This window comes from Streptomyces sp. NPDC002838 (assembly GCF_040295365.1).
Lineage (GTDB): Bacteria > Actinomycetota > Actinomycetes > Streptomycetales > Streptomycetaceae > Streptomyces.
In genome coordinates this window covers 112827-138039 of the sequence record NZ_JBEOVF010000010.1, presented here as the reverse complement: position 1 = coordinate 138039, position 25213 = coordinate 112827, and the positions used below count along the sequence as shown (strand labels likewise).

Below are 25213 nucleotides of genomic sequence, written 5' to 3'. Positions count from 1 at the left end.
CCGATGCAGGACGAGTACCGCACGGTCGCCCGCGCGGGCGTGCACGAGACCGAGGTCAACCGCTCCCGCTTCCTGTGCGCCCTCGCCCCGGCGGCCACCGAGCAGCAGGCCCAGGAGTTCATCGCGCGCGTCCGCAAGGAGCACGCGGACGCCACGCACAACTGCTACGCGTACGTCATCGGCGCCGACGCCGCGATCCAGAAGGCGAGCGACGACGGCGAACCCGGCGGCACGGCCGGTGTCCCCATGCTCCAGATGCTGCTGCGCCGCGACATGCGGTACGTCGTCGCCGTCGTCACCCGCTACTACGGCGGCGTCAAGCTCGGCGCGGGCGGACTCATCAGGGCGTACGGCGGAGCGGTCGGCGAGGCCCTGGACACCCTCGGCACGCTCACCCGCCGCCGGTTCCGACTGGCCACGGTGACCGTCGACCACCAGCGGGCGGGCAAGGTGCACAACGACCTGCGGGCCACCGGGCGTGAGGTGCGCGACGTGCGCTACGGCGAGGCGGTCACCATCGAGATCGGGCTGCCGGACGCCGATGTGGAGGCCTTCCGGGCGTGGCTGGCCGACGCGACCGCCGGGACCGCCGGGTTCGAACTGGGCGGCGAGGCCTACGGGGACGCGCCGTAGCGGGCAATCGGCGTGCCAGGGTCGCAGCGCACAAGCCGCGGCCTCCTCACTCGCACACCGGGCGTCCGGCCGTCACGCCCCGCCGGAGCCTGCCCGCCGGCGCAGCAGCGCCAGGACGATCAGACCGCAGACGGCGCCCTGCGCGGCGTTGAAGACGAGGATGCCGATCATGCCGGGCACCGGCGGCAGCTCCGCGCTGTCCAGGAACGGCTGCAGTGAGATGTTCAGCAGCAGCGCCAGCACGCCGTAGGCCACGCCGACGAACGTCATCGTCTGCACCGGGCGAGGGACCCGGCGCACCACGGCGGTGGCGATCCACACGACGATGATCAGCGTGGTGAAGATCAACGGGCCCACCGGCTTCTTCAGTGGTCCGTCGTCATACGCCCCCACGATGCTCAGCACGGGGCGGATGAGCGCGAAGGCGCCCAGCGCGACGATCGTCACCCAAGGTAGTTCGCGCAGGTCATTCCGGGCTGTCTCCTTGATGGCCATGCGCTTGCTCCCCTCTCTGGCGCTCGGTGCGAGCGCCGAATCGGCCGACGTCCGGACCGGCCGGCTTCCGCTTCGAATATAGACAGCCTACATGTAGGCAATCAAGATGATCACGAGTGGCGACCGCACGGTCCACCGCTCCAGCGGCCCACGACCCGACTTCGAGACCTCGCCGGAAGCGTGAGAGACCGATCCGGTGCCGGCCCCGCCGGCGGCGGACGACGGTGCGGGGACTACGGACGGACGTCGGAGGGCGAACACATGTCAGGTCTGGTCGGCTGGATTGACTTCTCGCGCAACCTGGTCCTGCAACGACCGGTGATCACCGCGATGACCGGCTCCCTCGCTCACCGGGGGCCGGACGGCGAGAGGGTGTGGACCTCCCCCCGGGCAGCCTTCGGGCACCGGGCGCTGTCGGTGGAACCCGGGGACGCGCGGCAGCCCGTCGTGACCGAGGCGGACGGCCACACGGTCGCGGTGTGCCTCACCGGCGCCCCCGGAAGGCTTCCCGCACTGCGCGAACGGCTGCGCGGCGTGGGCCGGCCGGCTGCCCCGGACGCCTCCGCGGCCGAGCTCTTCACCCAGGCGTACCTGCAGTGGCGTACCGACTTCGTGCCGTGGCTGAGCGGCGCGTTCGCCCTCGCCGTCTGGGACGGCCGCACCGAGGAACTGGTGCTGGCCCGGGACCAGCTCGGCGGCCAGACGCTCTTCTTCACCGAGACTCCCACCGGCGTGGTCTTCGGCTCGGAGCGCAAGGCCCTGCTGGCCCACCCCGAAGTGCAGCCGGTCGTGCACGCCGCCGGGCTGCGCGAGGTGATCTGCCACGCCGTGCCGACCGGACCGCTGTTCTCCGGTTTCTCCCAGGTGGAGGCCGGGGAGATCGCCGTGTTCGGCCGCTCGGGGTGGACCCGTCGCCAGTACTGGCGGCTGGAGACCCGCCCGCACACCGACGACCTGCCGACCACCGTGGCCAGGATCAGGGCCATGCTGGAGGAGAGCGCCCGGGCCGCCACGCCGTCCGACCCGGAGCGGGCGGCCGTCACCCTCTCCGGAGGCGTCGACTCGTCCTCCGTCACGGCGCTGATCGCGGCCGAACTGCGGCGCCGCGACCTGGGCCGGCTGAACGCGTACACCATCGACTACGCCTACGACGGCTTCCGCTCGGACGCCATGCGCACCAGTAAGGACGAGCCGTACGCCCGCATGGTCGCCGCGCACGTCGACGCGCGGCACCACGTGGTGCGGCTCGAAGCGGCCGACATCCTCGATCCGGTCGTCCGCCTGGCGATGCTGCGCGCCAAGGACTGCCCGACCCGCATCTACGACATGGACGCCTGGCAGCAGCTCTTCCTCCAGCGGGTGGCGGCCGACGGGCACAAGGTGGTGTTCACCGGGCTCGGCGCGGACAACGCCTTCCTCGGCGCCACCTGGTGCAACGATCGCGGACTCGTCGAGTCCGGCACCTTCCCCTGGGTCGCCCTGGCCCAGCGGCACGGGGCACAGAACGGTTTCGGCACCGGGTTGGTCAACAAGGACCTGCTGGCGGGACTGGACCTGCCCACCTACTACGCGGACACCTACGCCACCGCCGTCGCCGACGTCGAGCACCTGCCGGAGGAGGACGACTGGGCCCGCAAGATGCGCACGGTCGCCTACCTGGTGCTGACCCAGTTCCGCGGCGACTCCTCGATCTTCGCGGCCACCGGGCTCCAGGTCCGCTCACCCGTGAACACGCATGAGCTCCTGCAGTACACGTACAACATCCCGGCCACCCTGCACCGGCACGGCGACATCGAGAAGGGACTGCTGCGCGAGGCGATCGCCGACCTGCTGCCGCAGGAAGTGGTGCGCAGGCCCCGCAGCGCCACCCCGATCAGCCATGACCCCGGCTACCCGGCGCGGCTTCAGGAGGAGTTCAAGGCGATGCTCGCCGATCCCCAGGCGCCGGCCCGGCCGCTGACGGACCTCGCGGCCGCCACCGAACTCGTCGCCCAGCCGGAGCGGCTGGTGAAGGACCGGATGGCCCGCGCGAGCGTCGAATTCATCCTCCAGCTCAACCTGTGGCTGGACCACTACCGGGTGCGGCTCGCCCTGTGACGGGCAGGTACGCCCCGCCGACCGGAGGACACCCGTGACGGACACCGAACTCTGCGAGGTCAAACCGTGATCCGAGACAGCCTCCTGGACACCATCGGGCACACGCCGGTGGTCCGGCTGCCGCGCTGGTCGGTCAGTGGATCGGAGATCCTGATCAAGCTGGAGGGCTGGAACCCCGGCCGCAGCATCAAGGACCGCTCGACGCTGTCGATGGTCACCCACGCCGAACGCGACGGGCTGCTCCGCCCGGGCGGCACCATCATCGAGTCCACTTCGGGCAACGTCGGCAAGGCGCTCGCGCTGATCGGCGTGGTCAGGGGCTACCGGATCGTCCTCGTGACCGACCGCAAGGCACCGCGGTCGATGCTGAGTTACGCCACCGCCCTGGGCGCCGAGATCGAGGTCGTCGAAAAACCGGACGCCCAGGGGTCCATGCAGGGCGCGCGCATCCAGCGGGTCAAGGAGCTGGTCGCGGACATCCCCGGCTCGTTCTGGCCCGACCAGTACAACAACCCCGCCAACCCGCTCGCGCACGCCGAGACCACCGGCCGCGAACTGCTCGACGACGACCCCGACTTCGACACCCTGGTCACCGTGGTCGGCACCGGCGGGCACATCAGTGGCATCTCCGCCACCGTGAAACGCGCCAGGCCCGAGGTGGTCACCGTAGGGGTGGACGTGGTCGGCTCCGCGACCTTCGGCTACCCGCACGGCACCTGGGCCACCCGGGGCATCGGACTCGGCTGGCACCCCGGCTGCCTGGACCGGGAGGTCATCGACCGTGTGCACATGGTCGCCGACCACGAGGGGCTGGCCACCTGCCGGCTGCTGGCCCGCACCGAGGGCGTCCTGGTGGGGGAGTCCGCGGGCCTCGCCCTGTTCGGGGCGCTGCACCACGCCCACCACCACCCCGGCAGCCGCATCATCGTGGTGGCGGCCGACGACGGCGCGAACTACCTGGGGGAGACCTTCGACGACGACTGGCTCTGGTCGCGAGGCCTGCTGCAGACCATCGAGGAGGCCGGACTCACCACGCTCGACGCCCTGGTCGAGGCCGCCCGCAACCCGGTCAGCCCGGCCGTGCCCGAGGTCCGGGCGGGCCACGACGACCTGCCCGCACCGACATGGTGACCGGCCGGAAGGGAGCATCGATGCCGGCGAACCTGGAGCGGCTGACCGCGCGGATGGACGAACAGGGCCTGGACGCCGTGGTCGCCACCACCTACGAGAACGTGTACTACCTCACCGGTGTCTCGAGCGTGGCACTGGAGGTGTTCCCGCACTCCGGGCAGTTCTACGCCGTGGTCACCCGTGACCGGCCCGGGCACGTGCGCCTGGTCACCTCCCGTTGCGACGCGGATCAGGTGCAGGACGTGCTGCCTCCCGTGGCGTCCGCCGTGGGCTACGGGACCTTCTATCGGGAGAAGGGCGAGGACGCCGTCCTGAGTGACGAGGAGAAGGCACTGTGGCGCATCGCGGTGGACGGGCCGGCGCCCGCCACCGCGCTCGACGGCCTGGTCCACACTCTCCGGCAGGCCGGCCTGGACCGGGCACGGATCGCCGTCGACGAGGAGGGCGTACCGCACGGTCTCCTCGACGCCCTGCGGGAGGCGGTGCCGGGGGCCGATGTACGGCTCGGATCCCATGTCCTGCGCTGGACCCGCAAGGTCAAGACCGCCGAGGAGATCCGCCGGCTGACGGCGGTCGCGGCTCTCACCGAGCAGGGCATCCGCGCGGTCACGGCCGCGGCCCGTCCCGGCGTGACCCAACGCGAACTCGTTCGGGCGTTCGAGGAGACCGTGGTCTCCGCAGGGGCCCGGCCGAAGTTCGCCATGATCCGCTTCGGCCGCGGCGGTGTCGCGGGCCAGGCGTCCTCCCGCGAGCCGCTGCGCCGCGGTGACTCCCTCTGGCTCGACGTCGGCTGCGTCCTCGACGGCTACTGGTCCGACATCGCTCGCCTCTACAGCCTGGGCGAGCCCTCCGAGCGGCTCGCCCGCTGTCACGCGGCCATGGTGGCCGGGGAGGAGCGGGCACTGGCCGAGGCCCGCCCCGGGATGGCCGGAAAGGAGCTGTTCGATGTGACCGTGGAAGCGGTCCGCGAGGCAGGGGTGCCGCACTACCGTCGGCATCACGTCGGGCACGGCATCGGGGTCGAGATCTACGACCCCGTCCTGATCACGCCCGACAACGACGACTGCCTTGAGGAGGGGACCGTGGTCAACTTCGAAACGCCCTACTACGAGTTCGGGCTCGGCGCGGTACAGATCGAGGACCCGTTCGTGGTGACCTCGCAGGGCAATCGGCTGCTGACCACCCTGGAACGACGCCTGACGGTGATCGACTGACATGGGTGAGACGTTGTCCCGGACCGTCACCCAGAATCCGGACCTGCGCTCCCTGGAGTGCATCCGGTGCGGTGGCCACCAGCCCGTCGGGGACCATCCGCGGGGCTGTCCTTCCTGCCTCGAGAACGGCACACCGGCCAACTTGGCCTGCGCGTACGTTCCGCGGAACGGCACCAGCGGCGTGCCGCTGCCCTACGAGGGGGCGCCCTCCCTCGGCGAGGGAGGCACGCCGCTGCTGCGCGCGGACCTCGGCGGTGACGTCGATCTGCGGCTGAAGTGGGAGGGCGCCAACCCCACGGGCTCGCACAAGGACCGTTTCAGCGCCGTCGTGGTCGCCCGGGCCCTGTACGCCGGGTACGAGACCGTGGCGGCGGCGTCCTCGGGCAACGCGGGCGTGTCACTCGCCGCCTACTGCGCGCGTGCCGGGCTGGGCTGCGAAATCGCCGTCGCGGACGACACCCCCGCACACGTCCTGACCCTGATGCGCGACCTCGGGGCCGATGTCGTGTCCTTCCCGGAGGCGGGCCTGCGCTGGCGGCATCTCGCGGCGTATCTGGGGTCTCGGACGGTGCTGCCGGTCACGAACGTGCCCGTGCCGCCGGTCGGCAGCAGCGCCTTCGGAATCGAGGGCTACAAGCCGCTCGCGGCGGAGATCCTCGCCGAACTGGCGGACCGCGTGCCCGACTGGGTCGTCGTACCCGCCTCCCGCGGGGACCTGGTGTGGGGCCTGTACCTCGGCTTTCGCGAGGTGTGCGGGACGCGGCCCGTGCCGCGGCTGTGCCTGGTGGAGCCGTTCCCCCGGGTCGCCGCCGTGTTGCGCGGCGACGACCCGCACGGTCACTTCCCGGGCGCCACCGCCGTGATGCCCTCGCTCGCGGGCAACACCGTGGCGCTGCAGGCCGTGGAGGCCGTACGGCGCTCCGCGGGCCGGGCCGAAGTGGTGGTCGACGCCGCGGCGGCCGCCGGGACGCGCAGACTGTGGCGGTCCGGCCTGCCGCTCGAACCGAGCAGCGCGGCCGCCGTGGTCGCGGTCGACCAGGCATGCGGATCGGGCGCCATCGCTCCCGGGTCCGTCGTGGTGGCAGTGGCCACGGCCCACGGCCTGAAGGGGATGTGAGCCGCACGCCCGGGCATGTGGGCGGCGGATTTCCACGCGTTGCCGGGCACGGCAGTCGACGCAGGCGGGGTCGTTGTGTGTCGTCGGGTACGGCAGTCGACGGTGGCGGGGTTGTTGTGTGTCGTCGGGTACGGCAGTCGACGGTGGCGGGGTTGTTGTGTGTCGTCGGGTACGGCAGTCGACGGTGGCGGGGTTGTTGTGTGTCGTTGGGGGGTGTGGGCGGTGGCGGGGTTGTTGTGTGTCGTTGGGTGGGGTGTGGGCGGTGGCGGGGTTGTTGTGTGTCGTTGGGCGGGGTGTCGGCGCTGGCGGGGTTGCTGTGTGCCGTCGGGCGGGGCCGTCGATGCGTGGCGAGGTCCCGCGTGGCCCGTCCGTCGGCACCCGTCCGGGGCCTGTCGCAGGCGTCCTCGTGCCTGCCGTGTAACTTCCTGGCCGTGTGACCCCGGGATACCGGCAGCGCTGCCCCCATGGCAGGGCCCCGGGTGATGTCTCGGGTCCCTGCCGGGAGCGCTGGCCTCCGCGCATCCCAACTCACGGATGTGCTCGACCTCTTGTATGTGCTCGACGAGGTCCCTCAGGCAGCCCGTTCGGCCCGCCCGTGCGACGAAGGCGTCGCGGGGCCCTCAGAATCTGGCCTCGTCCATGTCACGCGCCGCCTGTGGCAGCCACGACGCCTCGAGCGTCGCGTCCCGCGCCGGGCCCGATTCCAGGTCACCGGTGAGGATCGCGTGGTGCAGCCGCTGGAGCATCCCGGAGGGGTCCACGCCCAGTTCCTTGACCAGGCTCTCTCTGGCCTGCTGGTACACCTGTAAGGCCTCCGAGCGCCGCCCGGCACGGTAGAGGGCGATCATCAGCTTGGCCTGGAACCCCTCGTGGGTGGGCTGGGAGGCCGCCAGTTTGATCAGCTCCGCGAGTAACTCGTGGTGGTAGCCCAACCGCAGGTCCACCGCGATGCGCAGTTCCAGGACGCTCTTGCGTATCTCCTCCAGACGCAGCGCCTCCGACACCAGCACCGGGCCCGGGTTCATGTCGACCATCGCCGGCCCGCGCCACAGCTGCAGGGCCTCCCGCAGGGTGCGCGCCGCGCGGTCGATCTCCCCGACCGCGAGCTGGGCCCGGCCCTGTTGCGCTCTTTCCTCGAAGCGAAGGGAGTCCAGATCCTGGGGCGGCAGCGTGAGCATGTAACCCCCCGTGTACGTCCGCAGCTCCTCAGGATCCTGGCCCATCGCGGGACCGGCCGCCAGGCGCAGGGACTTGCGCAATTGGTAGATGTAGGTCTGGAGTGTCGTGGCCACACTGCAGGGCGGCCGGTCCTCCCACACTTCTTCGATCAGCTGCTCGTTGCGAACCACCTGGTTCGCCGAGGTGGCGAGCAGCGCGAGGATTCGCCGTGGTTTGGGCGCTGTGGGGGTGACATTCTTTCCGTTGACAGTGACTGAAAGTGGCCCCAACAGGCTGATCTGCATGGCCTCCACACCCTTCGTCGTCAAATACGAAATCACTGGCTTTCGCCGTCCGGTCGGACGACCGGTCGGCCCTTTCGGCATGTTCGTCAGTGTGGAAATGAGGGAGGTGGTGGTGTGTGTTGTTGCGAGCTGGTGGTGTGTTGTGGCGAGGCCGGTCGCCCCAGCGGCCGAGCTGCATTCCAGCTCATCGCGCGCACGGCGGTCCCGGTGAAACCGGGTGGCTGAAATTCACCTGCGCGGCAGGCGGAGTGAGGACGAGGTGGCACCCCCGTGGTGGAGTGCCCGTCGGAACTCCGCTTTCGTGGCCGTCGACCGGCGTCCGGTCTCCTGTGCGTGGTCCCTGGTGTCGGACGCCGCCGGCCTGTGCGGTGGCCGAACGTCCGGTCAGGGCCGGCTCCACTATGTGGGCAGACTTCGCACCCGTGGCCCGGCGACCGTGGTGAAGGTGGTCCCGAGTTGTGGCCGTAAGCAGTGGCACATCCTGTCGATCCCCCGATTTGGTGGTGTGGTGTTTCTGCTGCTTCCCGGGCCGGTGGGGCAGATGAGCCCGGACTGACCATTTTTACCCCGAACTTTGCCCTGAGAAGGGTTGCGTCCCAAGGGTCCGCTGTTCCTACGGTTGTTGTGCCGCATTTACGCAAATGGAATGGCCGCAACCGGCAAAGGTCCGCACCTGTCCGGAGGGCGCCGGTGCCGACGGCGACGCTGTCCCATGATCCCGCACGTTGATGTCAGCGCAGCTGGGACCAGAGCGCCCGTTCGTCGGGGGCCGGCGGAATATGCGGTATCAGTCGTTCCGGATGTCCTGGCACCGGCCCGCCCGTGGCGTCCTCGTCGGCCGAATGCGGTGATCCCGCTTCCGCGGTGTGATCCTCGGCCGGTTCGTTCCCCTGGCGTGGGTGATGCGCGAAGAATTCGGGCGGCGGTGGCATGCCGATGGCGAGGGCTCCCATGATTTGAGACCCGGCCCCCAGGGTTTGCGCGAATGACAGAAACATCCGGCCGCACCCTCGCAGTATTCGCCGTACCTTCATCCGCCGACCTCGCCCCTCGTCGTCGATTCGGGTCTTCCGCATCCTGTGTGCGGCGCCTCGACTTCTGGTCGAGGCGTGGTGTGGGCGAGGCATGGTGCTGCTGGTTCCGGTTGGGCCGGACACCACGACGGCGGACCGGTTCCGGTCCGCCGTCGTGGAGGAGTGGTGACAAGAGGGCTTGGACGGGCGCGGCCGGCCCTCCCGGGAGTCGGGAGGGCCGGCCGTTTTCCTGCCGGGAGGCGGGGGATTGCTCCCGTCAGGAGTGTTCGATGGCGACCCGGGGGAGGCGCTTGGCCACGCCACCGGGCAGCCACCAGGCGTACTTGCCGAACAGGTGCATCACCGCGGGCAGAATGAGGCACCGGATGATCACGGCGTCGACGAAGACGGCCACGGCCAGGCCGAAGCCGAACTGCATGAGCATCCGGTCGCCGCTGAACATGAAGGCGCCGAAGACCACGATCATGATGGCGCCGGCAGCGGTCACCACCTGTCCGGTGGTGGCCAGGCCCTGCCGGATCGCCAGGGCGGCGTCCTTGCTCCGCTCCCACTCCTCGTGCATGCGGGAGAGCAGGAAGACCTCGTAGTCCATGGACAGGCCGAAGACGATGGCGAAGATCATCACCGGGACGTAGGCCTCGATGGGACCCTTCTCGACGCCCAGGGCGCCGTTCTGGAAGACCAGGGTCATGACCCCCATGGCGACGCCGACGCTGAGCAGGTTGAGCACCGCGGCCTTGAGTGGGATCAGTACCGAACGGAACACCAGCAGCAGCAGGAGCACCGACAGGCCCACCACGACGGCGATGAAGGCGGGCAGCCGTTCGGCGACGGCGTCGGAGAAGTCGTCGGCGGTGGCGGTGCTGCCGCCGACCACGAACGTGGCTCCCGTCTCCTGGGCCACCGAGGGCAGCACGTCGTCGCGCAGATGGCCGACCAACTCGTTGGTGGCCGCGTCCTGGGGTGCGGAGTCCGGGAAGACGATGAGTGTGGAGAGGCCGTCGTCCACGGACTGTGGCGGGAGCGCGGCGGCGACGCCCTCGGTGTCCTCCAACTCCGCGCGCGCCGTCGAAGCGGCCGCGGAGTCGCCCTCGACGACCACGATCAGCGGTCCGTTGAAGCCCGGGCCGAAGCCCTTGGCGAGCAGGTCGTAAGCCTGCCGGGTGGTGGTGGAGGGGGCGTCGGTGCCGGCGTCGGCAAAGCCGAGCCGCATGTCGAGCGCGGGCAGCGAGAGGGCCGCGAGTACCGCCGTCGGCACCAGGGCGGCCGCCCAGGCCCGACGCTGGACGGCGGCCGTCCAGCCGGCCCAGCGCTTGCCGTCGGCGCGCTTGCCCTTCTCGGCGCGGCGGCGCACCTGCTTCTCGATCCGGCCGCCGAAGATGCCCAGCAGCGCGGGCAGCAGCGTCAACGAGGCGATCATGGTGAGCAGTACGGTCAGCGCCACGGCCACGGCCACGCCCTGGAGCGAGCCCAGGCCCAGCACGACGAGTCCGAGAAGAGCCACGATGACGGTGCAGCCCGCGAAGAACACCGTGCGTCCGGCGGTGTCGATCGCCTTGGTGGTGGCCGTGTTCCGGTCGGATCCGGCGAACAGTTCGCTACGGAAGCGGGAGAACACCAGCAGGGCGTAGTCGATGCCGACGCCGAGGCCGACCAGCATCATCAGCGGAGCGGTGAAGTTGGCGATGGTCGCCACGTGCGAGGCGAGGATGATCAGCCCGAGCGTGGATCCGACGGCGAACAGCGCGATGGCGACGGGCAGCACGGCGGCGAACAGGGACCCGAAGAGCAGCACGAGGATCACCAGGGCGGCCAGGATCCCGATCATCTCCGCCGATCCGCTGTCCTCGCCCTGGGCGGCTCGGACCGGATCGCCCGACAACTCCACGCGCAGACCGCTCGTCTCCGCCTTCTGGGCGGCGTCGATGATCTTCTGCGCGTCCTCGGTCGGGATCTCCTCCGACTGTTTGTCCAGGGAGACGGAGGCGTAGCCGATGGTGCCGTCGTCGGAGACCGCCTGGGCGTTCGTGTAGGGGCTCACCACGCTGACGACGTGCGGTTCCCGCTTGACCTCGGCCAGCATCGCCTCGACCCGCTCCCGGGTCTGCGGCGGGGTGAGCCCGTCCTTCGCCTCCAGCACTATCGTGACGGTGGCCCCGGCCTGCGAGGGCGCCCGGTCCTGCAGGACGTCCAACGCCTTCTGCGACTCGGTGCCCGGCAGGCCGAAGTCGTTGTGGTAGTCGTCGCCGACGGCCTGCGAGCCCATGCTCACCGCCACCAGGACGACGAGCCATCCCACCACGGCCCACCAACGTCGGCGGTACGACACCTGTGCGATGCGTTCGAAGAGGCTCGGCCTCGCCGTCCCCGACGGGTCCTTTGCCTCGGTAAGGCTCTGATTCGGCGTGGCCACCGTAGCCCGACCTCCCTGGATCCAAGGCGTCTCGCCCTGATAGATAGATTGCCTACATGTAGGTGGTCGACGCTAGCACATGATGTAGATTGCCTACATGATGTCTGAAGCGCTACGGGGCCATCTGGACGCGCTGATCCTCGCGGTGCTCGAACAGGAGCCCCTGCACGGGTACGCGGTCATGGAGGCTCTTCAGGTGAGCAGTGGCGGGGCGCTGGACCTGCCGACGGGTTCGCTGTATCCCGCGTTGCGCCGACTCGAACGGGCCGGGCTCGTGGAGAGCGAGTGGAGCACGGTGAGCGGCCGCAGACGGCGTACTTACCAGCTCACCGCCGCGGGCAGCCGCGCGCTGGCCACCGAGCGGACGAAGTGGCGGGATTTCGCGGCGATGGTCGAGGGCGTCCTGCGCCCGGGACCGGCGACGGCCTGACGCTGCCGGGCAGCACCGTGCGGACGGGGGGTCCGGCCGTGCGGTGGCGCCCGGGTGCGGCGACGGCGCCTTGGCGCTCGAGCTCCGCCAGGCCCGTCGGCGGCTGCGGAAGCCTGCGGCCCGTCAGCGCACCGCGCATGGTCCGGTGCCGCGGATGTGGCGTGGCCCCAGCGGGTGCGGGCCTACGTGGTCGGCAGCGAGGGCGCCAAGGCCACGGTGGACCTGAACTCCGGTGCCGACGGGGGGCATGGGGTGGGCGATGAGCTCGCGTCGGCTTGTCGCGTCCGTCCTTGAAGAGTTTCGGGACGTGCCGTACGGGACCGGATTGGTGTGGGGCCGACCGGGGCCCGGCGCCGTTGTGCGTCGGGACCGGCGCGGCTCCCGCGCGTCGCTGGGACGGGACGTGAAGGGCGTGCGTCGCTCCGCGTGGTTACGCCGCGCTCAGGCAGCGGCGGCCCGCCACGGCGATACCGATCAGGGGCACCCCGAGCAGGAGCGCGGTGCTCGGCAGTCCCGTGACACCCAGGAGCGAGTCCGTGGCCGGGCTGTAGAGGGTCAGCAGCAGCCCCAGAACGGCGAACACGACGCTGACGGCGCATGCGAAGACGCCGGCGACGCGCACGAGGCGAGGGCGCGGACCGAGATAGCGCACTCCGGCACCCGTGGCGATCACCACCGCCAGTGCCATGACGATGGCACCGGCGCCGGTCCACCGCACCACGTCGTTGATCAGCGCGTAGCCGGCACTTCCGGATTCGTCCGCGCCCTGCCCGGCGAAACGCAGCAGTCCCCACCAGGCCACTGGCTGGACGGTCAGGACGGCACAGATCAACAGCGCCGTACGACGACCCTGGGCAAGGCCCAGCTCGACCTGGTAGTCGGGAGCGATGATCTGGACGGAACCGAAGTCGTCCACGGCGCACCGCTCGGCGCTCTCGCGGTCGAGGCCTCTCTCCTCGTACGCCTCGGCCGCGTCCAAGAGGCTGTCGCGTGCCTCGGCGAGCATGTCCGCCTTGACCGCCCGTGGGCCGCGCAAGGCCTGGTCGAGCTCTGCGACGTATCGGTCAATCACCCGGGTCTCCCTGGAGTTCCTCCGCCGCGTGCGGTCCAATTATAGGCAGTTGGCAACAGCTGCTGATCAGGGATGTCCCTGACCCGTCCCTGAGCCGGCCGTCCTTCCCGCGGTCGGGCACTGCGGCCGCCCGGCGCCTCGAGTACCCGGACGAGGGTTTTGAACCGGACTGCGCGCCGTCGGCTCCCGGCGTGGAACCGACGGTTCGCCGTCCTTCCTGCCCATGCGCAGGACATGTTCCCGCAGTCAGTCGCCCGCTGCGGGCGAGAGCGGGACGAGGCCGCCGAGAAGGTGGCCGACCAGGTCGGGGACCGTCGGGTGGTCGAAGACCACTGTCGCGGGCAGCCGCAGCCCGGTCGCCGACGTCAGCCTGTTCCGCAACTCGACCCCGGCCAGGGAGTCGAACCCCATGTCCTTGAACGACAGGTCGATGTCGATCTCCTCGCCCTCGCCGTATCCGAGCACGGCCGCCACCTCGGCGACCAGCAGCTCCGACAGGGTCTCACAGTGCCGGTCGGCGGGCAGCGCCGCCAGCTGACGGGACCAGGCGGGGCCGCCCCCGGCGTCGTCCCGCCGGGCCGTGCGCCGGGCCGACGGACGGACGCCGCCGAGCTCCCGCAGCAACGGCGGCAGGCTGTCGCGGTCGGCGAGGGAGCGCAGCGCCGACCGGTCCCACCGCACCGGCAGTACATGAGCTCCGTCCGCCGCCAGCGCGGCGTCGAACAGGGCCAGTCCGTCCGGAACCGAGAGCTCCGCGACACCGCCCCGGCTCATCCGGGCCCGGTCGGCCCCCGAAAGATGCCCGGTCATGCCGCCCGACGGCGCCCACAACCCCCAGCCGAGCGAGACGCCCGGCAGGCCCTCGGCGCGTTGCCGGTGCGCCAGCGCGTCCAGGAAGGAGTTGGCCGCCGCGTAGTTGGCCTGTCCCGCCGAGCCGAGGGTGGCGACCACCGAGGAGAAGCTGACGAAGGCCGACAGCCGTGTCTCCCGGGTCAGTTCGTGCAGGTGCCAGGCCGCGTCCGCCTTCGGGCGGAGCACGCGGTCCAGGGCCTCCGGCGTGAGCGTCTCGGCGGTGCCGTCCGCGAGGACGCCCGCCGCGTGCACGATCGCGGTGAGCGGGTGGGCGTCCGGGATGTCCCGCAGCAGGGCGGCCACCGCCGAGCGGTCCGCCACGTCGCAGGCGGCGAAGGAGACCCGCGCGCCGAGCGCGGCCAGTTCCTCGGTCAGTTCCCCGGCCCCGTCGGCGGCCGCGCCGCGGCGCCCGGCCAGCAGCAGGTGCCGTACGCCGTGTTCGGTCACGAGGTGGCGGGCCAGCAGACGTCCCAGCGTGCCGGTGCCCCCGGTGAACAGGACCGTGCCCCCCGGGTCGAAACCGGGCGGCAGGGTCAGCACGATCTTGCCGGTGTGCCGTGCCTGGGCCAGGTGCCGAAGGGCCCGTACGCTCTCCCGCACCGGCCAGGTGGTCACCGGCAGCGGGGTGAGCGCGTCCCGGCTGAACAGGTTCAGGACGTCGGTGAGCATCCGTCCGACGTGGCCCGGTTCGGCCCGGAGCAGGTCGAAGACGTCGTACCGAACGCCCGGATGACGTCGGCCGACCTCCTGGGGATCCCTGATGTCGGTCTTGCCGATCTCGATCAGATGGCCGGAGGTCCCCAGGAGCCGCAGCGAGGCGTCGAGCAGTGGACCGGTGAGCGAGTTGAGCACGACGTCCATCCCGGCCTCGCCGGTGACCTGCCGGAACGCCGCCTCGAAGGAGTCGGTGCGGGACCCGGCGATGTGGTCGTCGCGAACGCCCGCCGCGCGCAGCGTGTCCCACTTGGCGGGAGACGCCGTGGCGAAGACCTCCGCGCCCAGGTGCCGGGCGAGCTGTATGGCCGCGAGGCCGACACCGCCGGCCCCGGAGTGCACCAGGACCCGGTCGCCGGGGCCGACCCCGGCCAGCTCGACCAGGCAGTGGTACGCGGTCAGGTACACCACCGGCACCGTGGCGGCCCGTACGAAGGACCAGCCGTCCGGTATCCGCGCCACCGTGCGCCGGTCGGCGATGGCCACGGACCCGAACGCACCCTCGGACATCAGGCCCAGGACATGGTCGCCGGGTGCGAGGTCCCGCACGCCCGCCCCCGTCTCCAGGACGACTCCGGCGCCTTCCAGGCCCATCCCCTTCTGCCCCGGAACCATGTCCAGCGCCACGACGACGTCACGGAAGTTCACGCCCGCCGCCCGCATCGCCACCCGGACCTCCAGGGCGTCGAGCGGCCGCGTCGCGTGGTCGTCCGGGACCAGGGCCAGGCCTTCCAGCGTGCCCGGCGCACGGACGTCCAGGTGCCAGCTTCCGCCGGGCGGTGCAGCCTGCGTGCCGCGCGGCGGTGCCGCCGTCAGGCGGGGCGCGTGCCAGGCGGAGTCGCGCCACGCCAGTTGCGGCTCACCGGCCGCCGCGGCGCCGGCCAGGCGGACCGTCCAGTCCTCCTCGGCGTGGCCGCCGTCCAGGTCGAGGAGCGTGAACCGGCCGGGATGTTCGCTCTGCACACTCTTCAGCAACCCCCACACCGTGGCGGCCACAACCTCCGGGGCGGGCGCGGCGGGGCCCGCGGCGACCGCACCCCGGGTCACGACCACCAGTCCCGTGGAGCGCAGCCGGTCCTCGGCCAGGAGGCCCTGGACGAGGGCGAGCGCACGGTGGGCGGCCTCATGGGCGGCCGACACCGGGTCGCTCCCGTGGGGCGCGGCCTCTCCCGGGCGGGGCGGCCAGAAGACCGCCACCAGGTCGGGTACCGGAGCGCCCGCGTCGAGCGCCGCCGAGAGCGCCGACGGGTCGGCGTGGGCCGGTGCCTGCGGCAGGGCCGGGTGGGCGGTGCCGAGCACCGCCCAGCGGAGGTCCGGATCCGGCGCCGCGGCGGGCACCGGCTGCCAGGTCACCTCGAACAGGGTGTCCACCGGCGGCCGGTTCGTGGCCGGAACCGCGGAACGCGGTGTCCGGCGCAGGGTCACCTCGCGGACCGTGACCACCGGCGCCCCCGAGGAGTCGGTGAGCAGCAACTGTGCCCGGTGCGGCCCGGTGGGCGTCACCACCACGCGCACCTCGTCCGCCTCCACGGCGTGCGTCCGCACCCCGGTGAAGGAGAACGGCAGCAGGATCTGCCCCTCGTCCTCGACCGGGCCCAGGGCGTGCAGGACGAGCGCGTGCAACGCCGCGTCCAGCAGCGCGGGATGGACGGCGAACCCGGTGACGTCGGTGTCCGGGGCGAGCCGGACCTCGGCGTACAGTTCCGCGCCGTGTCGCCACGCGGCGCGCAGGTTCCGGAAAGCGGGACCGTACCGGTAGTCGGCTGCCGCCAGCCGGTCGTAGGCGCCGGCGACGTCCAACGGCTCGGCTCCGGTCGGCGGCCACGACGCCGCTGCCGTCGCGGGCTCCGGCGGGCCGGCGGGCGGTGCCAGCGAGCCGGAGGCGTGCCGGGTCCACGGGGCCGGCTTCTCGTGCCCGGGGCCGGCGGCGCGGGAGTGCACGGTGAGGGTGCGGCGGCCGGTCTCGTCGGCGCCGGTGGCGGCGAACTGGACGTCCACCGCGCCGGCCGCGGGCAGGACGAGGGGGGCCTCCAGGACGAGGTCCTCCAGGACGAGCCCGTCGAGCCGGTCGGCGGCGTGCAGGGCGAAGTCGACCACAGTGGTCCCCGACAGCAGCACCGTGTCGTGGACGACGTGGTCGGCGAGCCAGGGCTGGTCGGCCGTCGAGAGCCGGCCGGTGAGCAGCAGTCCCTCCTCGGCGGCCGCGTCGAGCGCGGCGCCGAGCAGCGGGTGCCCGGTCGCCGCCACACCGAGCCGGCCGGGGTCCCCGGTGGCCGGGGGCGGGGCCAGCCAGTGACGGCGCCGCTGGAAGGCGTACGTGGGCAGCTCCACCGTGTCCGGGCGGCCCGGCGGCAGCAGCGTCGACCAGTCGACGGTCGCGCCGTGGACATGGCCCTGCGCGAGTGAGGTGAGCAGCCTGCGCCGGCCGCCGTCACCCCGGTACAGGGTGCCCAGGGCAGTTCCCGTGATGTCGGCGGAGTCGAGGGCGTCCTGGACGGCGATGGTCAGCACCGGGTGCGGACTGCATTCGACGAACAGGTCGTGGCCCGCGTCGATCAGGGCGGTGACGGCGTCGTGGAACCGCACCGGACTGCGCAGGCTGTCGAACCAGTGCTCGGCGTCCATGCACGTGCCGTCGTCGAGCAAACCGCCGGTGAGGGTCGAGTACACGGGAACCTCGGGCCGGTGCGGGGTGATGCCGGCCAGCACCTCCAGTACCTCGGTGCGCAGCCCCTCCATGTCCGGTGTGTGGGAGGAGTAGTCCACCGGGACCACTCGCGCGTGCACACCCCCGGCGTCCCACTCGGCGACCAGCGCGGCCAGCAGCGGCGCCGGGCCCGCGATCACCGTGGCCGCCGGGCCGTTGACGCCCGCGACGTGCACCCGGCCGGTCAGCCGGGGGTCGGCGAGCCGGTCGTGTACCCGGTCGACGGGCAGCGCGACCGAGGCCATGCCGCCGGTTCCCGCGAGCGGGATCAGCGCGCGGCTGCGCAGGGCGACCACCCGCGCGGCGTCCTGGAGCGAGAGGGCACCCGCCACGCACGCGGCGGCGATCTCCCCCTGGGAGTGCCCGACGACCGCGTCGGGCATCACACCGTGGGCGCGCCACACCTCCGCCAGCGAGACCATCACCGCCCACAGCACGGGCTGCACCACGTCGACCCGGTCGAGCGGCGGAGCCTGAGGGGCACCGGTCAGTACGTCGGCGAGCGACCAGTCGGTGTGCGGGGCGAGCGCCTCGGAGCACTGCCGGACCCGCTCCCGGAAGACCGGTGACACGTCCAGCAGTTCGCGCGCCATCCCGGCCCACTGCGAGCCCTGCCCGGGGAAGACGAACACGGTGCGGCCCGCTTTCGCCCTGCCCCGGATCACGCCCGGCGGGTCCTCGCCGCGAGCCAGGCCGGTGAGCAGCTCGCGGAAGCCGGCGATGTCCTCGGCGAGCACCACCGCGCGGTGTTCGAGGGTGGCCCGGGTGCCGGCCAGCGCGTGTCCGACGTCGGCCGCACGCGGCGGGGCCCCGGTGTCCGACAGGGTGTCGGCGAGCCGGGCGGCCTGCTGTGCGAGGGCCGGTTCGGTACGGGCGGACAGCGGCCAGGGCAGCGGGCCCGTGTCGGTGGCCGGGACGGCGGACGGATTCACGGGGTCGGGCCCGGGCGCCGCTTCCAGGATCACGTGCGCGTTGGTGCCGCTGATGCCGAACGAGGAGATGCCGGCCCGGTGCGGCCGGTCGACGCGGGGCCACGGGCGGGCCTCGGTGAGCAGTTCCACGCCCCCCTGCTCCCACTCCACGTGCGGGGTGGGCGCGTTCACGTGCAGGGTGGGCGGCAGTTGCCCGTGGCGGAGCGCCTGGACCATCTTGATGACACCGCCGACTCCGGCGGCCGCCTGCGTGTGCCCGACGTTCGACTTGAGCGAGCCCAGCCACAGGGGTCGGCCGGCGGGCCGGTCCCGGCCGTAGACGGCCAGCAGCGCTCGGGCCTCGATCGGGTCCCCGAGCCGGGTGCCCGTGCCATGGGCCTCCACCGCGTCGACGTCCTCGGAGGTGAGCCCGGCGGCTCGCAATGCGTCCCGGATGACGCCTTCCTGCGCGGGCCCGCTCGGCGCGGTCAGGCCGTTGCTGGCGCCGTCCTGGTTGACGGCGGATCCCCGTACCAGGGCGAGCACCCGGTGTCCGTTGCGCCGGGCCGCCGACAGCCGTTCCAGGACGAGCAGGCCCACTCCCTCGGCCCAGGCCGTCCCGTCGGCGGCGGCCGCGAACGGCTTGCACCGACCGTCCGGGGCCAGCCCTTGTTGCCGGCTGAATTCCAGGAACATCCCCGGCCCGGCCATCACGCACGCCCCGCCGGCGAGCGCGAGGTCGCACTCGCCGGCGCGGATCGAGCGGGCGGCCAGGTGCAGCGCGACCAGCGAGGAGGAGCAGGCGGTGTCGACCGTGACGGCCGGTCCGCGCAGACCGAGGGTGTAGGCGAGACGTCCTGAGGCGACGCTCACGGTGGTGCCGGACAGCAGGTAGCCCTCGACGCCCTCGTCACCGGTCCGGCTCAGCGACGCGTACTCCTGGGCGGTGAGCCCGGCGAACACGCCGGTACGGCTGTCCCGCAGCCCGGTAGGGTCGATGCCCGCGTGCTCCAGCGCCTCCCAGGCGCCCTCCAGCAGCAGCCGCTGCTGGGGGTCCATGGCCAGAGCCTCGCGCGGGCTGATCCCGAAGAACTCCGCGTCGAACTCGTCGGCGTCGTGCAGGAAGCCGCCGAGGCGGGTGTACGTGCGGCCGGGGGTCCCGGTGTCCTGGTCCGCGTCGTACAGCTCGTCCGTGCGCCAGCCCCGGTTCGCCGGGAACGGCGAGATGGCGTCGGTGCCGGAGGAGACCAGGCGCCACAGGTCCGCCGGGCCGTGCACACCGCCCGGAAACCGGCAGGCCATCCCGATGATGGCGAGTGGCTCCCGGTCCCGGTCCTGGAGCTCGGCCAGCTGCTGCCGGGTCCGGTACAGCTCCGTGGTGGCCCGTTTCAGATACGCGCGGAGCCTGTCCTCGGTCATGACGGACCCGGTCTCCGTTCCGAACGCGGGCTCGGCCCCGGGCGTCGGTCCCGCCGTCGGGGCCGGGGCAGGTCCCGAGGCGGGCTCAGGCGTCGAACTCGTGGTCGATGAGGGCGAAGATTTCGTCATCGGTGGCGGTTCCGATCTTCTCGGTGAGGTCGGTGGCATCGGCGGGCACGGACGAGGGACGGACGGGCGCGCCCGTGGTGTGCGGAAGGCCGGAGAGCAGCTCCCGCAGACCGTCGGCGAGCCGCTCGCCCGCCACGGGGTCCGGCGGCTCCTCGCGCAGAGCCGTCCGCAGCCGGTCGAGGGCCGCCAGTGCGGCCGGAGCGGTCTGCCGCTCGGTTCGCGACACCTCGGCGAGGAGGTGTTCGGTGAGGTCGGCGGGGGTGGGACGGTCGAAGACGAGGGTCGCCGGCAGCCGCAGCCCGGTGAGCTCCGCCAGCCGGTCCCGGTACTCCACGCCGGTGACCGAGTCGAAGCCGGTGTCACGGAAGGAGCGGTGCGGTTCGACGGCGGCCGGCCCCGGATGCCCGAGTACGGCTGCGGCTTCGGACCGCACCAGTCGCAGAGCGGTGCGGTACCGCTCCCGACCGGTACGGCCCGCCAACGCCCGCTGCCAGTACGGCTGGTCGACCGACTCCCGCGGCGGTTCCGGCGGACCGGAGGCGTCGGCGTCCGGGACGAGGGCGGGCGCGGTCCGGGTGGCGGCGGGCCCGTCCGGCAGCCAGTGGCGGTTGCGCTGGAAGGCGTACGTCGGCAGGTCCGCGCGCGGTCCCGGGCCGAACAGGGCCGACCAGTCGACGTGTTGCCCCGCTCCGTGCAGGCGGCCGACCGCGGTCAGCAGCGCCGTCGGCTCGTCGTGGCCCGGCCGCAGCGTGGCGGTCACCGTCGGCGCCGGGGTCTCCTCGGAGTCGACGGGCGGCAGACTGCGGGCGGCCTGTCCGGCCAGAGCGGGCTCCGGGCCCAGCTCCACGTAGGCGCCCGTCCCGTACGCGTCGAGTGTGCGGATGCCGTCGGCGAACCGGACGGTGGCCCTGATGTGCCGGGTCCAGTAGTCCGGGGAGCACAACTGCTCGGCGGTCGCCAACCCGCCCGTGACGTTCGAGACGACCGGGATCCGGGGCGGGAGGTAGTCGATGCCGGCCGCGACGCGCCGGAAGTCCTCCAGGACCTGTTCCATCAGCGGGGAGTGGAAGGCGTGGCCGACGCGCAGCCGCCGGGTCCTGCGGCCCTGCGCGGCCCAGTGCGCCGCCATCCGCTCGACGGCCTCGGTCTCGCCCGAGACGACCACGGACTCCGGGCTGTTGACGGCGGCGATGTCCCACGCGCCCGGGACTTCCGGCAGCGCGGCCCGTATCTCTTCCTCGGTCGCCTGCACGGCGAGCATCGCGCCCTCGCCCCCGGCCCGGTGCATCAGCCGGCCGCGGGCGGCGACCACCGCGGCCGCGTCCCGTGCCGAGAACACACCCGAGGCGTGCGCGGCGGCCAGTTCACCGACGGAGTGCCCGGCGAGCACGGACGGCCTTACGCCCCAGGTTCCGAGCAGCCGCAGCAGGGCGGTCTGCAGGGCGAACAGGGCCGGTTGCGCGTAGTCGGTGCGCTGGGCCAGACCGGCCGCGGCGGGGTCGTCCGGAGCGGACAACATCAGGTCGCGCAGCGGTCGGTCGAGGTGGGGGTCCAAGTGGCCGCAGATCTCGTCCAGGGCCTGCGCGAAGGCGGGGAAGGCCGCGTACAGTCCGCGTCCCGCCCCGGGCCAGTGGGCGCCCTGCCCGGTGAACAGGACGGCGAGCCCGGCCCCGGCGCCGGACCGGCCGCGCGTCACGCCCGGAGCGGGGCGCCCCTCGGCGAGGGCCTCCAGCGCCTCCACCGGCGGCCGTCCGTCGGTGCTGAGCAGCGCGGCCCGGTGCTCGTGGTGGGTGCGGGCCGTGGCAAGGGTGCGGGCGGCGTCCACGGGCTGCGTCGCGGGGGTCCGGCGCAGGTGGTCGAGCACGGCGTGGGCCTGGGCCCGCAGGGCCGGAGCGGTCCGCGCGGAGAGCAGCCAGGGCACGGGCGGGGGAACGTCCGCGCTGGGTGCCGCGCCGGGGGTTCCCGGGCGCGGTGGTGCCTTCGCCGGCGGCGCCGTGACCACGACGTGGCAGTTCGCGCCGCCCATGCCGAACGAGGACACACCGGCCAGCGGCGGTCGGTCGGGGCGGGGCCAGTCAGTAAGCGCGCTCTGCAGGTGCAGGCCAAGGCCGGCGAGCGGGATGTCGGGGTGCGGGGTGGTGAAGTTCAGGCTCGGGGCGAGCTGCCGGTGGCGTATGCACAGGGCCGTCTTGAGCAGGCCCACCATGCCGGCGGCCCCTTCCAGGTGCCCGACGTTCGTTTTGGCCGAGCCGACGCGCAGGGCGTCGCCGGGGGACCGGCCGCCGCCGAACACGGCACCGAGGGCCGCGGCCTCCACCGGGTCGCCGGCTCGGGTGCCGGTGCCGTGCAGTTCGACGTACTGCACCTGGCCGGGCACGACGCCGGCGGCCGCGCAGGCGCGGCGCAGCACGTCCTCCTGGGCCTGGCGGCCCGGCACGGTCAGTGGGTCCGGACCGCCGTCGCTGTTCATGGCCGAGCCGAGGACGACGCAGTGGAGGCGATCACCGTCGGCGAGCGCCCGGGCGAGCGGCTTGAGCACCAGCAGGACGCCGCCCTCGCCCCGCACGTATCCGTTGGCGCGCGCGTCGAAGGTGTGGCAGCGTCCGTCCGGCGACAGCGCCCCGAACCGCGTGGTCGCCAGCACGCTGCCGGGCGCGAGGTTGAGGTGCACCGCTCCCGCGAGCGCGATGCCGCTCTCCCCACGCCGCAGTGCGGCGCAGGCCAGGTGCACCGAGGCCAGGCCGGAGGACTGACCGGTGTCCACGGTGAGGCTGGGACCGCCCAGGCCCAGTACGTTGCTGAGCCGATTGGCGATGACGCCGCGGCTGATGCCCGGCAGCGTGTGCGGGGTGACGGCGGAGCCGCCCCGTGCGTGGGTCAGTTGCGCGTAGTCGTCCGCCATCGCTCCCACGAAGACACCGGTGTCGGTGCCGCGGAGGCTGCCGGGGACGACGAAGGCGTCCTCCAGGGCCTCCCAGGCCAGTTCCAGCGTCAGCCGCTGCTGCGGATCCATGGCGGCGGCCTCGCGAGGGGCGATGCCGAAGAAGCCGGCGTCGAAACCGGCCACGTCGGTGAGGAACCCGCCCTTGGGCGGAGCGGGCGGCGCCGGGTCGTCCGGCCGTGCCGTGCCTAGTGCCCCGGCGGGCAACGTTTGCCCGTTAAGGGGCGGCGTCCGGTGCGTGCTCTCGGCGTGCCGGCCGGAAGCCCTCGTACTGGACGTACTTGGGCTTTCGGCCGGTGCGGCGAGTGGGGGCACCTCCCACGCCCTTAAGGCAGTGGGGGAGCGTGCCGGGCGTCGCGACGGGGCGAACGGTGCCTGTCGGGGCACCAGGTCGCCGTAGCGCTCGGCGGGCGCGTCGGTGATGGCGTCACGGCCGGTGCGAAGCAGCTCCCAGAAGGAGCCGGGGTCCGGGGCGCCGGGCAGTCGGCAGGCCATGCCGATCACCGCGATCGCGTCGGAGCGTGCGGAAGGTGCCGCCGGCACGGCGGCCGCGGTGCTCATGGTGATCTCCCTCGCTGGGTCGGATCGCTGTGGTTGCCGATCGTGCGGGCGGGGCGTGGAAAACGTCTGAAGGACCGCTGGTGGGGGAGTCGGCGAGCCGCGCCGAAGAGCCGAGGAGACGTCGGCACCCGCCCGGCGAGCGGGAGTCGACGATGACGCGGACCGGGCGGCTCGTCGCCGCTCAGGCGGTCGCGTGGGCGAGGATCCGGGCCACGACGGTGTCCAGGACTCGGTCGGGGGAGGGCTGGGCAGTGGGTGTGCGCCAGCCGACGAAGCCGTCGGGGCGGACCAGTACCGCTCCGTTCTCCGTGATCCCCAGGGCGTCGTGCCAGGACCGTTCCCGCTCGGTCACGCCGTCGCCCATGCGCAGGGCGTCGAGGCGGACGCCGGTGCGTCGCGTCACGGCGAGCGCGCTGTCGTACCACTCGGTGGCCTTGGCGCCGGCGATGAGCAGGGGACGGCGGTCCGCCAGGGAGAGCGTGGACACCGTACGGCCGCCGTCCGTGTCCAGCCAGAGGTGCGGGACGCGGGTGCCGGGAACGCCGGACAGGGCGCGGGGATCGATGAAGTCCGGTTCGGCGCCGACCTGTTCGTCCTCGTCGGCGACCACCGCGGTGGAGCGGTAGCGGTACCCGAACATGACGCTGAGGGGGTCGGCGACGGCCGTCTCCCGCCGCCCGTCGCCGGAGCCCGCCCGGGCCGCGAGCCGCAGCGCCGCCTGGCGCATGGTCGCCCGCGCGACCGGCCCGCGTTCCGCGTCGTAGGTGTCGAGCAGCGTTTCGCCGGCCTGGCCGTCCAGTACCGCGGCCAGTTTCCAGGAAAGGTTGTGCGCGTCCTGGATGCCGGTGTTGGCGCCGTAGCCGCCCACAGGCGGAATGACGTGGGCGGCGTCCCCCACGAGGAACACCCGGCCCTCGGCGTACCGTTCGGCCACCAGCGCGGCCATCTCCCAGGGCAGGGTGCTGAGGATGGTCACGGGCAGGTCGGGCACGCCGACAGCGGCCCGGACCAACTCGGCGCAGCGCTCGGGGGTGTACGTGTCGAACGGTTCGGCCTGGGGGTCGTGGGTGACGATGAGCGTGCCGCGCTCCAGCGTGTCGTCGTGTCCGAGCACGCCGTCCACCTCGGGGTTGGCGATCCGGCAGATGGCGAACCGGCGCTCGCGCAGCGGGCCGCGCAGATCGGCCCGGAAGACGATGCTGATCTGGTGGCGGAGCGTGCCGCGGCCCTGCCGGGCGATGCCGAGGCGCTCGCGTACGGGGCTGTGGGCGCCGTCGGCCGCGATCAGGTACCGCGCGGTGACGCGCCGTTCCGCGCCGGTCTCCCGGTCCCGGAGGGTGGCGGTGACGCCGTTGGCGTCTTGTTCCAGCTCGTGCAGTTCGGTGCCGAAGCGCAGGTCGGTGCCGAACTCGCGGGCGCGGCGCAGCAGGATCGGCTCGATCCGGTCCTGGCTCAGGGAGAGGATGCGCGCGACGGGGCTGATGTCGCTGACGTCCTCGGGTTCCGGGATGCGGGTCATGGAGAGCTCTCGCCCGGTCAGGGACTCGACCTTGCCGTTGAGGGTGTGTCCGGCGAAGCCGGCGGCCTCCGTCAGCAGGTCGTCGGTCACGCCGAGGGCGTCGAACAGTTCCAGGGTGCGTGGGTACAGGCCCCATGCCCGCGGGTGGATGGACGTCCCGGCGTGCCGCTCGACCAGGATGTGGTCGACGCCGTGCCGGGACAGGAACAACGACGTGGACAGACCGACCAGGCCGCCGCCCACGACCAGGACGGATGTGGTGTCGTCGCGCACGTCAGACCCCTTCCGCGAGTGCCGGACCCCCGACCGGGGCCCGCGATCCCGGGGAGCGTGCCAGGGCACCGTGAAGGACGGCTCGAAC

Annotated in this window: 13 protein-coding genes and 1 pseudogene; 6 read left to right on the top strand and 8 right to left on the bottom strand. The window is 72.7% G+C overall.

What is annotated here, in order from left to right; translation table 11 throughout:
• Positions 1-3: 3 nt before the first annotated feature.
• Positions 4-633, top strand: a complete 630-nt coding sequence (locus ABT063_RS16095) for a YigZ family protein (protein WP_351057967.1) — start codon at positions 4-6, stop codon at positions 631-633.
• A 72-nt stretch (positions 634-705) separates the two neighbouring features.
• On the opposite strand, the gene ABT063_RS16090 is transcribed toward ABT063_RS16095, so the two are convergent.
• Complete coding sequence (locus ABT063_RS16090; protein ID WP_351057966.1) at positions 706-1128, bottom strand: hypothetical protein; 423 nt, start codon at positions 1126-1128, stop codon at positions 706-708.
• Positions 1129-1389: 261 nt separating this feature from the next.
• Here ABT063_RS16090 and ABT063_RS16085 point away from each other — a divergent pair, with 261 nt between their 5' ends.
• The 4 genes from ABT063_RS16085 (at position 1390) to ABT063_RS16070 (ending at position 6687) form a co-directional block, all read left to right on the top strand.
• Positions 1390-3225: an asparagine synthetase B family protein gene (locus ABT063_RS16085; protein ID WP_351057965.1), complete on the top strand. Its 1836-nt coding sequence runs from the start codon at positions 1390-1392 to the stop codon at positions 3223-3225.
• 66 nt (positions 3226-3291) lie between these two features.
• Positions 3292-4356: a PLP-dependent cysteine synthase family protein gene (locus tag ABT063_RS16080; protein ID WP_351057964.1), complete on the top strand. Its 1065-nt coding sequence runs from the start codon at positions 3292-3294 to the stop codon at positions 4354-4356.
• A gap of 20 nt (positions 4357-4376) precedes the next feature.
• Positions 4377-5570 carry a M24 family metallopeptidase gene (locus ABT063_RS16075; RefSeq protein ID WP_351057963.1) on the top strand — a complete coding sequence of 398 codons (1194 nt, stop codon included), beginning with the start codon at positions 4377-4379 and terminating at the stop codon, positions 5568-5570.
• A 1-nt stretch (position 5571) separates the two neighbouring features.
• Positions 5572-6687 carry a pyridoxal-phosphate dependent enzyme gene (locus ABT063_RS16070; RefSeq protein ID WP_351057962.1) on the top strand — a complete coding sequence of 372 codons (1116 nt, stop codon included), beginning with the start codon at positions 5572-5574 and terminating at the stop codon, positions 6685-6687.
• 620 nt (positions 6688-7307) lie between these two features.
• Here ABT063_RS16070 and ABT063_RS16065 read toward each other — a convergent pair.
• The 3 genes from ABT063_RS16065 to ABT063_RS16055 form a co-directional block, all read right to left on the bottom strand.
• The gene (locus ABT063_RS16065; RefSeq protein WP_351057961.1) at positions 7308-8150 is read right to left on the bottom strand and encodes an AfsR/SARP family transcriptional regulator; all 843 of its coding nucleotides are present in this window, start codon (positions 8148-8150) and stop codon (positions 7308-7310) included.
• Positions 8151-8881: 731 nt separating this feature from the next.
• On the bottom strand, positions 8882-9103 hold the full coding sequence (locus tag ABT063_RS16060) for a DUF6059 family protein (protein ID WP_351058062.1): 222 nt from the start codon (positions 9101-9103) through the stop codon (positions 8882-8884).
• Positions 9104-9440: 337 nt separating this feature from the next.
• Complete coding sequence (locus ABT063_RS16055; protein WP_351058061.1) at positions 9441-11450, bottom strand: MMPL family transporter; 2010 nt, start codon at positions 11448-11450, stop codon at positions 9441-9443.
• A gap of 244 nt (positions 11451-11694) precedes the next feature.
• Here ABT063_RS16055 and ABT063_RS16050 point away from each other — a divergent pair, with 244 nt between their 5' ends.
• A complete protein-coding gene (locus ABT063_RS16050) occupies positions 11695-12027 on the top strand; it encodes a PadR family transcriptional regulator (RefSeq protein ID WP_351057960.1) in 333 nt (110 codons plus the stop codon).
• Between the two features lie 430 nt (positions 12028-12457).
• On the opposite strand, the gene ABT063_RS16045 is transcribed toward ABT063_RS16050, so the two are convergent.
• From ABT063_RS16045 to ABT063_RS16030, 4 genes and pseudogenes are all read right to left on the bottom strand, one after another.
• A complete protein-coding gene (locus tag ABT063_RS16045; protein WP_351057959.1) occupies positions 12458-13099 on the bottom strand; it encodes a permease prefix domain 1-containing protein in 642 nt (213 codons plus the stop codon).
• A 246-nt stretch (positions 13100-13345) separates the two neighbouring features.
• A pseudogene (locus tag ABT063_RS16040) lies at positions 13346-19675 on the bottom strand (type I polyketide synthase); the annotation flags it as partial.
• A 112-nt stretch (positions 19676-19787) separates the two neighbouring features.
• Entirely contained in the window at positions 19788-23333 is a 3546-nt protein-coding gene (locus ABT063_RS16035; protein WP_351057957.1) for a type I polyketide synthase, read from the bottom strand.
• A 181-nt stretch (positions 23334-23514) separates the two neighbouring features.
• Positions 23515-25125: an FAD-dependent monooxygenase gene (locus ABT063_RS16030; RefSeq protein WP_351057956.1), complete on the bottom strand. Its 1611-nt coding sequence runs from the start codon at positions 25123-25125 to the stop codon at positions 23515-23517.
• Positions 25126-25213 lie beyond the last annotated feature (88 nt).

Coding starts and splice junctions, on each gene's coding strand:
- ABT063_RS16070 (WP_351057962.1), top strand. CDS start 5,572: ATGGGTGAGACGTTGTCCCGGACCGTCACCCAGAATCCGGACCTGCGC.
- ABT063_RS16085 (WP_351057965.1), top strand. CDS start 1,390: ATGTCAGGTCTGGTCGGCTGGATTGACTTCTCGCGCAACCTGGTCCTG.
- ABT063_RS16035 (WP_351057957.1), bottom strand. CDS start 23,333: ATGAGCACCGCGGCCGCCGTGCCGGCGGCACCTTCCGCACGCTCCGAC.
- ABT063_RS16075 (WP_351057963.1), top strand. CDS start 4,377: ATGCCGGCGAACCTGGAGCGGCTGACCGCGCGGATGGACGAACAGGGC.
- ABT063_RS16095 (WP_351057967.1), top strand. CDS start 4: ATGCAGGACGAGTACCGCACGGTCGCCCGCGCGGGCGTGCACGAGACC.
- ABT063_RS16090 (WP_351057966.1), bottom strand. CDS start 1,128: ATGGCCATCAAGGAGACAGCCCGGAATGACCTGCGCGAACTACCTTGG.
- ABT063_RS16055 (WP_351058061.1), bottom strand. CDS start 11,450: ATGGGCTCGCAGGCCGTCGGCGACGACTACCACAACGACTTCGGCCTG.
- ABT063_RS16060 (WP_351058062.1), bottom strand. CDS start 9,103: ATGGGAGCCCTCGCCATCGGCATGCCACCGCCGCCCGAATTCTTCGCG.
- ABT063_RS16050 (WP_351057960.1), top strand. CDS start 11,695: ATGATGTCTGAAGCGCTACGGGGCCATCTGGACGCGCTGATCCTCGCG.
- ABT063_RS16065 (WP_351057961.1), bottom strand. CDS start 8,150: ATGCAGATCAGCCTGTTGGGGCCACTTTCAGTCACTGTCAACGGAAAG.